Annotated in this window: 13 protein-coding genes; 4 read left to right on the top strand and 9 right to left on the bottom strand. The window is 73.5% G+C overall.

The window, feature by feature from the left end; all coding sequences use genetic code 11:
• Positions 1–70 precede the first annotated feature (70 nt).
• Positions 71–244 (bottom strand): hypothetical protein, encoded by a 174-nt coding sequence (locus tag BIV25_RS49550; RefSeq protein WP_107486348.1) that lies wholly within the window; start codon positions 242–244, stop codon positions 71–73.
• A gap of 422 nt (positions 245–666) precedes the next feature.
• Between BIV25_RS49550 and BIV25_RS26865 the strand changes: the two genes are divergently transcribed.
• The gene (locus BIV25_RS26865) at positions 667–1065 is read left to right on the top strand and encodes a hypothetical protein (RefSeq protein ID WP_071375010.1); all 399 of its coding nucleotides are present in this window, start codon (positions 667–669) and stop codon (positions 1063–1065) included.
• A 55-nt stretch (positions 1066–1120) separates the two neighbouring features.
• Positions 1121–1930, top strand: coding sequence for an SDR family oxidoreductase (locus tag BIV25_RS26860; protein WP_071375009.1), 810 nt, complete (start codon positions 1121–1123; stop codon positions 1928–1930).
• Between the two features lie 174 nt (positions 1931–2104).
• On the opposite strand, the gene BIV25_RS26855 is transcribed toward BIV25_RS26860, so the two are convergent.
• The 7 genes from BIV25_RS26855 to BIV25_RS26825 form a co-directional block, all read right to left on the bottom strand.
• On the bottom strand, positions 2105–3607 hold the full coding sequence (locus BIV25_RS26855; RefSeq protein ID WP_071375008.1) for an SDR family NAD(P)-dependent oxidoreductase: 1503 nt from the start codon (positions 3605–3607) through the stop codon (positions 2105–2107).
• A 172-nt stretch (positions 3608–3779) separates the two neighbouring features.
• Positions 3780–5111 (bottom strand): wax ester/triacylglycerol synthase family O-acyltransferase, encoded by a 1332-nt coding sequence (locus BIV25_RS26850; RefSeq protein WP_071375007.1) that lies wholly within the window; start codon positions 5109–5111, stop codon positions 3780–3782.
• Between the two features lie 163 nt (positions 5112–5274).
• Positions 5275–7596 (bottom strand): GH92 family glycosyl hydrolase, encoded by a 2322-nt coding sequence (locus BIV25_RS26845; protein WP_071375006.1) that lies wholly within the window; start codon positions 7594–7596, stop codon positions 5275–5277.
• Positions 7597–7728: 132 nt separating this feature from the next.
• Positions 7729–8010: a hypothetical protein gene (locus BIV25_RS26840; RefSeq protein WP_143076707.1), complete on the bottom strand. Its 282-nt coding sequence runs from the start codon at positions 8008–8010 to the stop codon at positions 7729–7731.
• A gap of 26 nt (positions 8011–8036) precedes the next feature.
• A complete protein-coding gene (gene glgC / locus BIV25_RS26835) occupies positions 8037–9257 on the bottom strand; it encodes a glucose-1-phosphate adenylyltransferase (RefSeq protein WP_071375004.1) in 1221 nt (406 codons plus the stop codon).
• A gap of 51 nt (positions 9258–9308) precedes the next feature.
• Positions 9309–10460: a glycogen synthase gene (glgA, locus tag BIV25_RS26830; RefSeq protein ID WP_071375003.1), complete on the bottom strand. Its 1152-nt coding sequence runs from the start codon at positions 10458–10460 to the stop codon at positions 9309–9311.
• A gap of 34 nt (positions 10461–10494) precedes the next feature.
• Complete coding sequence (locus BIV25_RS26825) at positions 10495–11247, bottom strand: (2Fe-2S)-binding protein (RefSeq protein ID WP_256256100.1); 753 nt, start codon at positions 11245–11247, stop codon at positions 10495–10497.
• Positions 11248–11420: 173 nt separating this feature from the next.
• On the opposite strand from BIV25_RS26825, the gene BIV25_RS26820 reads away from it, so the two are divergent.
• A complete protein-coding gene (locus BIV25_RS26820) occupies positions 11421–12650 on the top strand; it encodes a DMT family transporter (protein ID WP_079176910.1) in 1230 nt (409 codons plus the stop codon).
• Here the strand turns inward: BIV25_RS26820 and BIV25_RS26815 are convergent.
• On the bottom strand, positions 12620–13801 hold the full coding sequence (locus BIV25_RS26815) for a transglycosylase family protein (protein WP_071375001.1): 1182 nt from the start codon (positions 13799–13801) through the stop codon (positions 12620–12622). The two genes, BIV25_RS26820 and BIV25_RS26815, sit on opposite strands and share 31 nt — an antisense overlap.
• A 271-nt stretch (positions 13802–14072) precedes the next feature.
• Here BIV25_RS26815 and gndA point away from each other — a divergent pair, with 271 nt between their 5' ends.
• Positions 14073–15515 carry an NADP-dependent phosphogluconate dehydrogenase gene (gene gndA / locus BIV25_RS26810; RefSeq protein ID WP_071375000.1) on the top strand — a complete coding sequence of 481 codons (1443 nt, stop codon included), beginning with the start codon at positions 14073–14075 and terminating at the stop codon, positions 15513–15515.
• Positions 15516–15740 lie beyond the last annotated feature (225 nt).

The raw sequence follows: 15740 nt of genomic DNA, 5'->3' as shown, positions 1-15740 counted from the left end.
GCGCGCGTCGGCCGGGTCGGCACCGGCGGCCACGCCCATGCGTGCGACGATCGGGAACGGACCGTCCGGCTCAGTCGACGCTGGGCAGGATGTGCGGCTCGGCGAGGTCGTCCTCGTAGCCCGCGAGGCGGATCGGGGCCGAGCGGGCCCACACGTCGAGGCTGCCGAGTTCGCCGGGGCGCCGGCCCCCGCGCTGCGTACGTTCCTCGGGGCGCTGTTCGCGATTCGTCTTCTCCGGTGTCACCGCGCACTCCTTATGTGTCGGGTCACCCTCGGGGGCCTGCCGCACAGCTTGCGCTCCGGCGCTCGACGCCCGCTCAGGTCTGGATGGAAGGCCAGTTCGGACGCGGTGGCGTCGGTGCGTACGGACGGGTGGGTGTGGGTGGAACCCAGTGCTGCTGTCCGTCCCCTCCAGATTAACCAAATGAGCGGACCTCCGCTCGATAGGGAGTGCAAACAAGCTGTAACGGCTCTGCTTCGTACAGCACTTCAACACCCCCCAATATGCCTGTATTTATCGGAACGTGCATCACCGGCCCGGCATCGCCGTTCACCCACATGGGCTACTTCACGACGCTGCACGGTTCAAGTGCCGTTGGCCGGGGCGCAAGCTCGCCATGATCTGCTGACCTGCGGGCAACGGCTGTCTCGCGGAAGGACTGACGCATGGAGCTGCGCAGCGTCGAGGAGCTGATGGATCTGCTGTACGCCGGCCGGCACCAGCACGCGCTGCGGACCGCGGCGCTGCTGCGCCGCAGCCGCCCCGCCGACAAGGAGCTCCAGGTGGCGGGGCTGGTGCACGGGATCGGGCCGGTGCTGTCCCCGGCCGACGAGGCGGGCCGGGCCCGCAGCGCGGCCGAGGCGGTGCGCCCCCTGCTCGGGGAGCGGGTGTTCCGGCTGGTGCGCGGGGATGCGGGCCGCGTCGCCGAGGACGACGTCCAGCGGCTGCGCCTCGCGGACGAGGAGGGCCGCGTGGCGGGGTTCGACGCGGGCGTCCTGGAGGACTGGCGCACCGTACTGGAACTGGTGGCGGCCCGGCACTCCCGGCTCGGCGCGGTGGACTGACGCTCGGGCGGCCGCACCCCTGTCCGCTGACGGCCCGTCATGAGACGGTACGGCGATGACGTCGTCGTACGGGCTCAGGGGCAGGGCGGCCGTCGTCACCGGCGGGACGCGGGGCATCGGGCGGGCCGTGGCCGAGGGACTCGCGGCGGCCGGGGCGCACGTGTGCGTGACCGCACGGGACCCGGCCGGGGTGCGGCGCACGGCCGCCGAGCTGGGCGGGATCGGGCTGGCCGGGGACGTGTCCGCCCCGGGGCACCCGGAGGCGCTGACGGAGCTGGTGCTGCGCGAGTTCGGGCGGCTGGACGTCGTCGTCAACAACGCGGCGACGAACCGGCCGTACGGCCCGCTGATGGACACCGACCCGGACGCCTGGCGGCAGGCGTTCGCCGTGAACGTCGAGGCACCGCTGCGGCTGGTGCGGTGCGCGTGGCGGGGGTGGATGCGCGAGCACGGCGGGTCGGTCGTCAACGTGTGCACCGAGGGCGCCGGTCACGTGGGCCCGAGCGTGGGGGCGTACGGCACGACCAAGGCGGCCCTGCTCCATCTCACCGGGCAGCTCGCGGGCGAACTCGCGCCCCGGGTACGGGTCAACTCCGTCTCCCCCGGACTGGTGCGCACCGAGATGGCGCGGTTCGTGTGGGAGCAGGGGGAGCCGGGCGGGGCAGACGTGGCCGCGGGGCTGCCGCTCGGGCGGATCGGCGAGCCGGCGGACGTGGCACGGGCGGTGCTGTGGCTGGTGTCCGACGCGGCCGAGTGGATCACGGGCGCGGACCTGCTGGTGGACGGCGGGACCCGGGTGCGCGCCGCGTCCACGGCAGCGCCGTACGCGGTGCACCGGCGGCTGCGCGGAACGCCCGAGACCTAGGGGATGCCGTGGGGATCACGCCGGCGTCGCGAGGTCCGGCACGCGCTCCCCAGGAGGAGCACCCTCAGCGGCGTTGCCGCCGATCGCCGACACCCCCGCGGCCGGCCCGAGCCGGACGACCCTCTGGCCGGCGACGCGGCCCGGCCCCGGAGGGGCCGCGGGTCCACGGGTCGGTCACCACTTGCCGGGCGCGTAGTCCTTCAGGAAGACGCCGTACACGTCCTCGCCCGCCTCGCCGCGCACGACCGGGTCGTAGACGCGAGCGGCGCCGTCGATCAGGTCGAGCGGGGCGTGGAAGCCCTCCTCGGCGAGGCGCAGCTTCTCGTAGTGCGGACGCTCGTCGGTGATCCAGCCGGTGTCGACGGACGTCATGAGGATGCCGTCGGTGTCGAACATCTCCTGGGCGCTGGTCCGCGTGACCATGTTCATGGCCGCCTTGGCGGCGTTGGTGTTCGGGTGCCCGGCGCCCTTGTAGCCGCGGCCGAAGACGCCTTCCATCGCCGAGACGTTGACGACGTAGGCGCGCCTGCTGGCGGCCTGCTTCGCGGCCTCGGCCATCGCCGGGCGCAGGGCGCTGATCAGGATGAAGGGCGAGGTGTAGTTGCACAGCTGGGTCTCCAGCAGTTCGACCGGCGAGATCTGGTCGATGGTCTGCACCCAGGTGTTGCTGTCGACGACGTCGGGGACGAGGCCGCCGGCGTCGATGGCGGTGCCCTCGACGTGCCGGGCGATGCTGGCGTTGCCCGCGACGAGGGCGAGGTCGGCGACCTGCTGTGCGTCCAGGCCGCTGGTGCCGATCGGCAGCGCGGCGATGCCGTCGACCGCGCCCGAGTTGAAGGCGCCGATGACGGAGTGGGCCGGCAGTTCGCCGGCGGGCAGCGGAGCGCTCTCGCCGTCGACCAGGGCGGCGTAGGCGGTGGGCAGCCGGCGTACGGTCTGGGTCGCGTTGTTGATCAGGATGTCCAGCGGGCCGGCCTCGGTGACCCGCTCGGCCAGCGCGACGGCCTGCGCCGGGTCGCGCAGGTCGATACCGACGACCTCCAGGCGGTGGATCCAGTCCGCCGCGTCCTCCATCGCCTTGAACCGGCGGATGGCGTCCTTGGGAAAGCGCGTGGTGACGGTGGTGTGGGCGCCGTCGCGCAGCAGCCGCAGCGCGATGTACATGCCGATCTTGGCGCGGCCGCCGGTGAGCAGGGCGCGCTTGCCGGTGAGGTCGGCGCGGGCGTCGCGCTTGGCCCGGTTGGTGCGGGCGCAGTCGGGACAGAGCTGGTGGTAGAAGTAGTCGACCTCGACGTAGCGGCTCTTGCAGGTGTAGCAGGAGCGCGGGCGCTGGAGTATGCCCGCGATCCTGCCCTCCCCGACCTTGGAGGAGGGCAGCAGGCCCTCGGTCTCGTCGTCGATGCGCTCGGCGGAGCCGGTCGCGGTGGCCTCGGTGACGGCGCGGTCGTGCGCGGTCTTGGCGGCGCGGCGCTCCTGGCGGCGGCGCTGCTTGACCGTGCGGTAGATGGCCGAGGTGGCCCGGCGCACCGTGATCGCGTCGGGGTGGTCGACCTCAAGGGTGTCGAGCTCCTCCAGCACGCTCAGGCAGACGGCCAGCCGCTCGGGGTCGATACCCGGCCCGTAGACCACCTCGTCCATGGCCGCGGAGGCCATGGAGCCGTCCTCTGTCACCGTCATCGCGCTGCCGCTTCCCTGATCACCCGCACGGCGCGCCGACTCGCGCCCACTGTCGAACGAGGAATTTTACGGAGCGCAGGGCCCGCCGCCAAACCCGGTCGCCCCGGCACGGACAGTGACACCGGGGCACCGCACCGGGGACTGTCGCAGGGGCGAGCGGGCGGGGGGCTCCTCAGGCCGCGCAGGCGATCAGCAGCGTCTCCAGTTCGGCCGACACCGCGTGGGCGAAGCGGTCCAGGTCCGGGACGGCGCGGGCGTCGGCGACCAGGCCGTAGTGCACACGGCCGCGGTACGTCGAGATCGCCACCGCGAGGGACTGGCCGGGGGCGAGGGGAGCCAGGGGGTACACCTCGGCCAGTTCGTGGCCGCCGAGGCGCAGGCCCAGTGACGGCATCGGCACGCTGGTGACGAGGATGTCGAACCAGAGGCGGGCGGCCTGGCCGACCAGCGGGCCGCCGAGGCGGTGGCCGAGGGCGGGGACGTGGTCGGCGAGCAGCGCGACCGCGCCGGCGCCCCGGTCGGGCCCCGCGTCCTTGTGGCGGACCATCGCCGTGCGCACCGTGTCGAGGCGGCCGAGGGGGTCGGACTCCCCCACAGGCAGCGGTATCAGATAGCCGGAGAGCCGGTTGCCCTGGGGGTGGGCGGTGCGCGGGCGGCGCCGCGAGACGGGGATGAGGGCCCGGGGCGCCACGCCCCGGGTGGACTCGCCGCGCTCCTCCAGCCAGCGGCGCAGGGCACCGGCGACGACGGCGATGAGGACGTCGTTGACCGTGCCGCCCACGGTCTTGCGCACCCGGTGCACGTCGTCGATGTCGAGGACCACCCCGGCGGTGCGGCGCGTGCCGCTCGGGGTGGAGGTCAGCGCCGAGGAGGGCCGCATGCCGAGCGTGGAGCGGGCGAGGGAGGCGCCGATGTCCAGGGCGCGGCCCGCGTCGGACAGGACGCCCCGGACCAGCCCGGGGAGCAGACCCGGCAGCCGGCGGACGTCCGACAGCAGTCCGCGGGGCGGCTCGATGGCGCGCGGCGCCCGCGCGGGCAGGTCCACCGGGTCGAGGACACCGGCGGCGAGCCCCAGCGCGCGCAGCCCGTCGGCGAGGGCGTGGTGGAACGTGAACAGCACCGCGAAGGACGTGCCGTCCTCGCCGGGCAGCACATGCGCCTCCCAGGGCGGCCTGCCCCGCTCCAGCGGGCGTTCCATCAGCCGGCCGGCGGCCGCGTGGAAGTCGGCGGTCGGGGCGTGCAGCCGTACGTGGTTCAGCGGGTCGAAGTCCGGGTCGGTCTCGCGGACGGCGGCGCCGAAGGCGAGCGGTTGCCACACGTCGCGGATGCGCAGGCGGAGTCCGGGGACGGCGGCGGCGCGGGCGGCGAGCAGGTCGGCCGCGTGGGCGCCGGCGGTGGGTGAGTGGGCGCCGAAGACGCCGAGCGCGCCGAGGTGCATGGGATGCCGGTCGGACTCGATGTTCCAGAACGCCAGGTCGAGGGGAGCGAGCAGATCGGGAGTCAAGGGCTTGCCTCACGCATCGACGACGGGGGACCTGCGATCAATCGCAGTCAACGCAGTGAATCCCTGTCACCCGATTACGGTCAAGTACGATCGGGCTACGCTCAGTTAACGACAGGTTAAGTCCCGCCCCTCGATCGGGGGCGGGACCATGGCCAACGCCGGATCACCTCAGGACGGGCTGCGCCGCCCCGGGTGACGTACCCCACTCAGACGGGCGCGAGCCGACCGTGAACGCGAGCGAGCGCATCGCACGCAGTGCGTCGTTCGTCACATAGGTCCGCCCGTGCGCGCGGCCGTCGGTGCGGACGGACTGGATGTAGCGGTCGGCCGCCGAGGTGCCGGGCGCGGTGATCGTCAGGTGTCCGCTCGGCCAGTAGCGCCGGTCCAGGGTGAGGTCGACGCGGTCGAAGACGGGGGTGGACAGGCCCCAGGTGCCGTAGCCGGGCTGGATGGGGAACAGGCCGATGGACGACAGCACGTTCCAGGCGGACATCGTGCCCAGGTCGTCGTTGCCGGCGATGCCGCCGGGCTCGTCGGTGAACAGGGTCAGGGCGGCGTGCACCACGTCGGTCGTCTTCCAGGGCTGGCCGGTGGCGAGGTAGATGTACGGCGCGGTGAGGTCGGGCTCGTTCATCGGGTTGTACTTGGTGGCGTTGTAGTAGTCGTACGCGTCCCCGTGCACCCACCCCTCGCGTGCGGTCGTCGCCGGGTCGGCCAGCAGCTTGTCGTAGACGAAGAAGGAGTCGAGGCGGTCGTTGGCCGCGTGCTCGCCGCCGATGAGCTTCACCATGCCGGGCACGTCCTGCGGGACGAGCCACTGGTACTGCCAGGCGGTGCCCTCGTGGAAACCGGTGCCCTTGGCCGGGTCGGCGGAACCGTAGAAGGCGCCGGAGCCGTCGCGGGCGCGGAAGAAGCCGGTCGAGGGGTCGAAGATGTTCCGGTAGTTCTGCCCGCGGGCGGCGTACCGGGCCGCGTCCCCGCCGTGCCCGAGACCGCGCGCCATCTGCGCCAGCATGGCGTCGGCGAGCGCGTACTCCAGGGTGACGGAGGCCCCGTGGTGGTAGTCCGAGTCGCCCATCTTGGCCAGCGGGCGGTTCCAGATGTAGGGGGCGAAGCCGTGCGCGAGGTAGTCGGCGTTGGCCTCCCGGCCGATGCCCGGGTACGCGGCGGGCGGCACGCCGTCGGCGTTCTTGCGCAGCGCCCGGTAGGCCCGCTCCTCGAAGCCCCTGAGCAGCCCCGCCTGGTACGCCGTGGTCAGGAACGGGGTGACCGGGTCGCCGCTCATCACGTTCGTCTCGACCGGTCCGTAGCCCCACTTGGGCAGCCAGCCGCCGTCCTCGTCGACCGCGACCAGCGAGCGGGCCATGTCCCGTGCCTCGCGCGGCGCGAGCAGGGCGAGCAGCTGCACCTGGGTGCGGTAGGTGTCCCACAGCGACCAGTTCTGGTAGTACGTGAACCCGTCGGCGTGGTGGATGCGGCCGTCCCAGCCGGTGTAGCGGCCGTCGGTGTCGTTGCCGGTGTTGGGCGCGAGGAACGAGCGGTACAGCGAGGAGTAGAAGGTGCGGCGCAGCGTGTCCGTGCCGCCCCGGACGTGGACGGCGGCGAGCCGCCTCTCCCATGCCGCGCGGGCCGCCTCGCGCACGGCGCCGAAGGACCGGCCGCCCTCCGCGGCGAGGTTGCCGGCCGCGCCGCGCGCGTCGACGTACGACAGGGCCGTGGTCGCCTCGACCGTACGGTCCTTTCTCGTGTCGAAACGGACGTAGGCGCCGCCGGGGCCGCTGCGGGAGCCCGGGGTGACCTGCTTGCCGTCCCAGGTGCCGTAGGCGGTGAAGGGCCGGCTGAAGCGCGTGACGGTGTAGACGGTGTAGGGGCGGGTGTCCCGGCAGAAGCCCCGGCCGGTGATCGCGGTGCGCACGGTGTGGTCGTCCAGGATCTCGACCGTGCTGGAGACCGCCTTGTGCAGCGACTGGGCCGCGTTCAGCAGGACGTTGGCCTTGTCGGTGGCCGGGAAGGTGTAGCGCTGCACCCCGGTGCGCGGGGTCGCGGTCAGCTCGGCGCGGATGCCCGAGGAGAGGCCGACGCGGTAGTAGCCGGGGCTCGCCGTCTCGTCGCGGTGCGCGAAGCCGGTCGCGTACGTCGTGTAGTCCGTCTGCGTCACGTCGCCGGTGGTCGGCAGCACGGGCAGGTCGCCGCCGATACCGCAGCCGACGCCCGAGAGATGAACCAGCGAGAAGCCGCGGATGCGCGCCTGCGTGTAGTCGTAACCGGAGAAGTGCCCGGTGTCCGGGGAGAGCTGCACCATGCCGAAGGGCACGGCCGCACCGGGGAACGTGTTGCCCTCGTCCTGGCTCCCGATGAAGGGGTTGACCAGATCGGTGAGGTGGCCGTCGGTCCGCCCGGCGGCGCCCGAGGCGGGGGTGGCGATCAGCGTGGACGCTGCCATCACCCCGGCCAGGCACAGCCGTGTGCGCCGGGTCCCTCTCATGTCGCATGACCTCCGCAGGTTCGACGTCGTTCCCTGCATCCTGAAGGGCGAACGACTCAAACCCGGGCATTCCATGGACGTCACGCCCGTCGCGTCGCGATCGGGGTCACACGCACGAGTGGTGACGGAAGGTCAGTTCGCGTTCGCCCCGTCGGGATCCGGTCCGGCGTCCTCGATCTCCAGCAGACCGGCGGCCGTCGCGTCCAGTTCCCGCCGGTCGAGCTCCCGCAGGAAGGGAAACAGGGCGCCGCGGTCACGGCAGGCCCGCGCGAGGTCGGCCTGGAACGCGGGCCGGCGCTTGAGGAAGCCGGGGCGGCGGAACCTCAACCGCAGGCGGTCCACAGGCCGTTCCGAGCCCAGGACGAGTTCCCCGACCGGGCTCAGCCGCTCGGAACCGCATATCGCGCATCGCATGGCGCGCGGCGTAGCCCGACGGGGTCTCAGGACACCCGCTGTCCCTTCCCCAGCGCGATCACGCCGCCCGACGAGACCGTGTACAGCTCCGCGTCCCGGTCCGGGTTGACGCCGATCGTCGCGCCGGGCGGGACCTCCACGTTCTTGTCCAGGACCGCGCCGCGCACCACCGCGCCCCGCCCGATGCGCACGTTGTCGTGCAGGACCGAGCCCTGCACCACCGCCCCGGGATCGACCCGGACGCCCGGGGACAGCACGGACCGGGTGACCTGGCCCCGGATCAGGCAGCCCGCGCTGATGATGGACTCGCTCGCGATGCCGCCCGCGCTGAAGCGGGCCGGGGAGAGCTGGCCGGAGTGGGTGTAGATCGGCCACTGCCGGTTGTAGAGGTTGAAGGCGGGGCGCTCGGCGATGAGGTCCATGTGCGCCTCGTAGTAGGCGTCCAGGGTGCCCACGTCCCGCCAGTAGCCCTGGTCGCGGGTGGTCTCGCCGGGCACGTGGTTGTCGCCGAAGTCGTACAGCTGTGCCTCGCCGCGCGTGGTGAGCCGGGGAAGGATCGAGCCGCCCATGTCGTGCACGGACTGCCCGTCCTCGGCGTCCCGGTGCAGCGCCTCGACGAGGACCTTGGTGGTGAAGACGTAGTTGCCCATCGAGGCGAAGACCGTGTCCGGGGCGTCCGGGAGGCCGGGAGGGTCGGCCGGCTTCTCCAGGAAGCGGCGGATCGTACGGCCGTCCGAGCCGGGCGTGATGACGCCGAACGCCGGGGACTGCGCGCGCGGCACCCGGATGCCGGCCACGGTCACCCCGGCGCCGCCCTCGATGTGCTGCGCGAGCATCTGCCGCGGATCCATCCGGTACACGTGGTCGGCGCCGAACACCGCGACGTACTCGGGCTGTTCGTCGTGCACGAGGTTCAGGGACTGCAGGATCGCGTCGGCGCTGCCCAGGTACCAGCGCGGGCCGAGGCGCTGCTGGGCCGGGACCGGGGTGACGTAGTTGCCGAGCAGGCTGGACATCCGCCAGGTGGTGGTGATGTGCCGGTCCAGCGAGTGCGACTTGTACTGGGTCAGCACGCAGATGCGCAGCACGTCGGCGTTGACGAGGTTGGACAGCACGAAGTCGACGAGGCGGTAGGTGCCGCCGAAGGTGACCGCGGGTTTGGCGCGGTCGGCGGTGAGCGGCATCAGTCGCTTGCCCTCCCCGCCCGCCAGCACGATCCCGAGCACGGAAGGCCCTCCACGACGCATCGCCGCTCCCCTCACCCTGGTAGAACCATGGATGCCCGCAGCCCGGCGGGCTCAAGCCCCCTTGAGGATCTCCTCGTACAGCGCGGCGGTGCGCCGGGCCACCGCGTCCCAGCCGAACTCCCCCACCGCGCGCACCCGTCCGGCCTCCCCCATCCGCCGGGCCGCCGCCGGATCGCCGAGCACACTGTCCAGCGCGCGGGCCAGACCCTCCTCGAAGCCCTCGTCCACGTCCACCAGCAGGCCGGTACCGCCGTCCGCCACCACCTCGGGGATCCCCCCGACCCGGGAGGCCACGACCGGCGTGCCGCACGCCATCGCCTCCAGGTTGACGATGCCGAGCGGCTCGTACACCGACGGGCACACGAACACGGCGGCGTGGCTGAGGAGTTGGACGATTTCCGTGCGCGGCAGCATTCGCGGGATCCAGAACACGCCCGCACGGGTCCGGCTCACCGCCTCGAACAGCTCCCGGAACTCGCGGTCGATCCCGGGGGTGTCGGGGGCTCCCGCGCACAGCACGACCTGGGCACCCGGATCGATGTCCCGTACGGCGCGCAGCAGATGGGGCACGCCCTTCTGGCGGGTGATCCGGCCGACGAACAGGACGTAGGGCCGGGTGGGGTCGATGCCGTGCCGCAGCAGGGCGTCGGTGCCGGGGTCCGGGCGGTACAGGCGGGTGTCGATCCCGTTGTGCACGACGTGGACCCGCGCCGGGTCCAGCGCCGGATAGCAGCCGAGGATGTCCTCGCGCATGGCGCCGGACACGGCGATCACCGCGTCGGCGGCCTCGACGGCGGTGCGCTCGGCCCAGCCGGACAGCGCGTAACCGCCGCCCAGTTGCTCCGCTTTCCAGGGGCGCAGCGGCTCCAGGGAGTGCGCGGTGACCACGTGCGGGACGCCGTGCAGCAGCCCCGCGACATGGCCGGCGAGGCCCGCGTACCAGGTGTGGGAGTGGAGCAGTTCGCGGCCCTGAAGCGCGGCGGCCATCGACAGGTCCACGGAGAGGGTGCGCAGCGCGTCGTTGGCGCCGTCGAGCGCGGACCAGGACCGGTGGCGTACGACACCGACCCCGCGGCCTTCGCCCCAGCAGTGCACCTCCAGGTCCACCAGGGAGGCCAACTCCCGTGCCAGGAACTCCACATGGACACCGGCGCCGCCGTACACGTCCGGGGGGTACTCCCGGGTCAGCAGTCCCACTCGCACCCGACAACCCCCTCGTCCCGGCAGCAGCTTCCCCTCATGGTCGCCCGGATGCGGCCCCCGGGGAAGAGCGCGGAGGCCGCGTGAAGCAGCAGTCGCCGCAGACCCCGCCGCCGGGCACGCGGTAGTACAGGCAGCAGCTGCGGCGGCGGAACGCGGTACCGGTGCGGGTGCCGGTGGGGCGCAGCAGGGGGTGGGCGAAGAGCTCGTCGGTCAGGGCGCGGGTCCGCCCGGCCACGTCGGCGCGGCCGTGCGCCCGGGCCCAGCGGTCCAGTTCCCGGGCCGCCCCCGCGAGCGCGGAGCCCGCGTTGCCCCACAGCAGCCCGGCCGCGATGCCGTAGCGGGCGGTCAGGGTCCGCGCCAGGGGCTCCAGATGCCCGTGCAGCACGGCGGTGACGAGGTCGGGGTCCCCGGGCAGCGGACGGACCCCGGCCAGCCACATGTCGTCGGGAGCGGATCCCAGGGGGTCCCAGTGCAGCAGGCGGGGGGCGAGGTCGGGCAGCCTGCCGTACCGGGCGGCGCAGCCGAGGGCCGTCGACCACAGCCGGGCGGCCAGGCCCTGCTGCGCGACGGACACGGCGACCCGCGGTTCGGGGGCCCGCAACCGCCCCGCGACCAGGGCGATCCGTGCGGCGAGGGGGTCGCGGTGACCGTCCGGGGGTGGCGTCGCGTACGCGTCGGCGAGCGTCGTCGGCGGCGCCGCTGCGGCGGTGCGCAGGACGAAGAAGCCGCCGAGCGGGCGGAGGGCGGCGAGTTCGGGGTCGAGGTCCACGACAGACAGTGGTACCAGGGACACCCGTCCCAAGGATGATCAGGTCACGGCCGTACTCCATCGGCAGTAGGACGCATTGAGTGCTCAGGTACGACGACGGGAACGGCCCGGACGGGCAGAGTGTTCGCCATGGAAGCCGACCGTACGCCGCACCGGGCTCCGGGCCCCCGCCTGCCGCAGTGGAGACGCCGATGAGTGCCCTCGCGCTGTCCGTGCTGCTGTCGGTGGTGTCCGCCCTCGCCTACGCGGGCGGCGCGATCGTGCAGGAGCAGGTGGCGGTCTCCTGCCCGGACAGTGCGTACATGCCGCTGCGCCGCCCGAGTTGGTGGGGGGCGCTGGCACTCAACGGTCTCGGCGGCGTCCTGCACGTGGTGGCGCTGGCCTACGGTCCGCTCAGTCTCGTCCAGCCGCTCGGCGCGCTGACCATCGTCTTCGCGCTGCCGATGGCGGCGCTGTTCGTCGGCCGCGGGGCCGGGGCGACCGCCTGGCGCGGCGCCGTCATGGCCACGGTGGGCCTCGCCGGTCTGCTGTCCCTCGTCGGCTCCACCGACACCCACTCCCTCGACACGGCCCAGCGGATCACGGTGGTGCTGGTCACCGGCGGCGCGACCGCGGGGCTGACGCTCGCGGGGCTCGCCGCCCATCGGCACCCGGCGGTGCGCAGTGTGCTGCTCGCCACGGCGTCCGGCATCGCCTTCGGCATGTCGTCGGTGTTCACCAAGGCGGTCGCCGAGGACTGGACCCGCGGCATCGACCTCCACGACCTGCCCTCGCTCGCCGTGATCGTCGTGTTCGCCGGCGCGGGCGTGGTGCTCTCCCAGGCCTCCTACCGGGGCGCCGGGCTCGCCGCCCCGCTGGCCACGCTGACCGTGGTCAACCCGGTGCTGGCGGCCGCCGTCGGCATCCTGATGTTCGGCGAGACGTTTCGCTACGGCGGTGTGGGCAGCGGACTCGCCATCAGCTGCGGCGTGGTCGCGGCGGGCGGTCTGGTCATGCTGACGACCGAGCGGATCGCGCGCACGGGCCCGCCCGCGGCGGGGGACACCCCGACGCCGGGTGCGGGCCCGGAGGCGGCGGCGGAAGCGCCGGCGGGCCTGCCCCCGCAGCGCGTGCCGGTGCCGGGCGAGGCGGAGCCGCCCGTGCCCGCCGAGGACGGCGCCGGGCCCGACGCGCCGGCCGGGCCCGACCTGCTGGTGCCGGCCCGGGTCCGCCCCGTCGACCCGGCTCCCGGGGCGGAGCCGGCCGCGGGCGGCGGGGCGGACAGCGAGAGCGGCGAGCCGCCCGGCCCGCCCGCTGGCCGCGTGTTCCCCGTGACGTACACGGCGTCGGTGGCGGCCGCGGCCGCCACCGACGTGTCGCTGCCGGTCCTCCACCCGAACCGGTTCGGGGCTCAGATGCTGACGCCGCCCGCCCGCAGATAGGCGAGCGGGTCGATGTCCGTGCCGAATTCGGGTCCGGTCCGCATCTCGAAGTGCAGGTGCGGACCGGTGACGTTCCCGGTCGCTCCCGACCGGCCGATGCGCAGGCCGGCGGTGACGCTCTGCCCGATCCGCACGGCGATCGCCGACAGATGGCCGTACTGGCTGTAGCGGCCGTCGGCGTGCCGGATCACCACCTGGTAGCCGTAGGAGCCGCCCCAGCCCGCGGCCACCACCTGTCCGGCCTCCACGGCCTTCACGGAGGTGCCGGTCGGCACGAGGAAGTCGACGCCGGTGTGGTAGCCCTTCGACCAGTGCACGCCGGCCACCCGGTAGCCGGTGCCGATCGGGGCGTCGACCGGGGCGACGAGCGTACGGCCCGTGCGCGTGGTCCGGTGCGGGGCGCTCGTGTGCTCCGAAGGGGCTTTCCGCTTCGGGGACTTGGTCCCGGGGGCGGCCGTGCCGTGCAGGCTGAGCCGCTGGCCCGGCAGGATCAGGTCGGGGTCGGCGCCGATGGTCCGGCGGTTGCCGGCGTAGAGCCCGCGCCAGCCGCCGCGCACCTGGTGGTCCCGCGCGATGCCGGAGAGCGTGTCGCCGTGCACCACCGTGTACATCTCGGCGCGGCCGGCCCGCGACTGCGGGGTGGTCTGGGGCGTCACGTCCCGTACGGACGCCTTCCTCCCGGCGCCCTCCCCGCTGCTCTTCCCCGTGCTCCTCTGCTCGGCGGGAACCGGGCGTGTCGCGGCGCCGTCCGTGTGGGCACCGGGCTCGGCGTCCGCGCGGTCCAGTCCGGCCCGCACCGAGCAGACCGGCCAGGCGCCGGGCCCCTGGGCGTCGAGGACCCGCTCGGCGACGGCCATCTGCTGCTCGCGGCTCACGAGGTCGGCGCGCGGCGCGTACCGCGTGCCGCCGTACGCCTCCCAGGTGGAGCGGGTGAACTGGAGCCCGCCGTAGAAGCCGTTGCCGGTGTTGATGCTCCAGTCGCCGCTGGACTCGCAGGCGGCGACCTTGTTCCAGGTGGAGGCGTCGGCCGCGGCCGCGGTGCCGGCGGCGACCAGCGGGATCGCGAGTCCGGCGCCGCCCGCCGTGACGGTGAGTGAGGCGCGGTTGATCCTGTTCGGCTGGTACCGGCGATGCCGGCCGCGTACGGCCATGTCCGAATTCCCCTCGGCATGCGTCAGGAGGGGCAAAACTAAGCGCGGCGAACAGGCCATGACAAGACGGAAAACCGGCCTTTCCCGCCCCTCAAGTGGCCGGGAACCGGCCCCACTTGGCCTGTTCCGCGAAGGACTGAGGCTTCCGGCCCCGTCGCCGCGTACTCACGCCTGGCGGGTCTCATGTGCGCTCGCCAGGTCGGCAGGTCAAGATGGGCGAGGACCCGTACTGACGGAGCCGTAGTCACGAGGCAACCAGGAAGCAGGCGGCATGAGCACTTCAGCGCAGATCGGTGTCACGGGCCTCGCGGTCATGGGCCGCAACCTCGCCCGGAACTTCGCCCGCAACGGCTACACCGTCGCCGTGCACAACCGTACGGTGGCGCGGACCAAGGCGCTGGTGGAGGAGTTCGGCGGCGAGGGCGACTTCATCGCGGCCGAGACCGCCGAGGAGTTCGTCGCGGCGCTGGAGCGTCCGCGCCGCCTGGTCATCATGGTCAAGGCGGGCGGCCCGACGGACGCGGTGATCGAGGAGTTCGCGCCGCTGCTGGAGCCCGGCGACATGATCATCGACGGTGGCAACGCGCACTTCGCGGACACCCGGCGCCGCGAGAAGGCGCTGCGCGAGCAGGGCATCCACTTCGTCGGCATGGGCGTCTCCGGCGGCGAGGAGGGCGCGCTGCACGGACCGAGCATCATGCCGGGCGGCCCGAAGGAGTCGTACGACTCGCTCGGCCCGATGCTGGAGAAGATCTCCGCGAAGGCGGCGAAGGACGGCGCGCCCTGTGTGACGCATGTGGGCCCCGACGGCGCCGGGCACTTCGTGAAGATGGTCCACAACGGCATCGAGTACGCCGACATGCAGCTGATCGGCGAGGCGTACCAGCTGCTGCGCGATGTCGCCGGGTACTCCCCCGCCGAGATCGCGGACATCTTCCGCACCTGGAACCAGGGCCGTCTCGACTCCTACCTGATCGAGATCACGGCCGAGGTGCTGTCCCACGTGGACGCGGCGACCGGCAGGCCGTTCGTGGACGTCGTGGTCGACCAGGCCGAGCAGAAGGGCACCGGCCGCTGGACGGTGCAGATCGCGCTGGACCTGGGCGTGCCGGTGTCCGGCATCGCGGAGGCGGTCTTCGCCCGCTCGCTGTCCGGGCACGCGAAGCTGCGCGCGGCCTCGCAGGGGCTGACCGGCCCGAAGGCGGCGCCGCTGGGCAAGGCGGAGGCGGCCGCCTTCGCCGACCAGGTCGAGCAGGCGCTGTACGCGTCCAAGATCGTGTCGTACACGCAGGGCTTTCACGAGATCACCGCGGGCAGCGAGGAGTACGGCTGGGACATCGACCTCGGCAAGGTCGCGTCGATCTGGCGGGGCGGCTGCATCATCCGGGCGGCGTTCCTGGACCGCATCCGCGCGGCGTACGACACCCGCGCCGACCTGCCGAGCCTGCTGTCGGACGAGACGTTCGCCCGCGAGATCGCCGGCGCGCAGGACGACTGGCGCGACGTGGTGATCGCGGCGGTGCGCGAGGGCGTGCCGACGCCCGGCTTCTCGGCGGCGCTGGCGTACTACGACGCGTTGCGGGCGGAGCGGCTGCCCGCGGCGCTCACGCAGGGGCAGCGGGACTTCTTCGGGGCGCACACGTACCGGCGGGTGGACCGGGAGGGGGCGTTCCACACGCTGTGGGGCGGGGACCGGAGCGAGGTCCCGGCGTAGGTTGTCGCGCGCCCGAGGGGGCGGGAGGAAGTGGCGCGTTCGCGGCCGCGGTCGGGTCGTGACCGCTCGCGCCCACGCGGCGGAGCTCCCCTTGGTCGTCCCGCCCGGGGTTCTCACGTGAGCGGCGGACCGGGCTCGGGATTCGGGACCGGTTCCGGGCCCGGCGGGATCGGGGACGGTGCAGGCTCCGGCGGGACCGGGACCGGGGCCGGAGGCGGCGGGGGC

It is taken from the genome of Streptomyces sp. MUSC 14 (genome assembly GCF_001866675.1).
GTDB lineage: Bacteria > Actinomycetota > Actinomycetes > Streptomycetales > Streptomycetaceae > Streptomyces.
The sequence above is the reverse complement of the archived record's forward strand: the minus strand, read 5'-3'. Positions and strand labels throughout refer to the sequence as shown.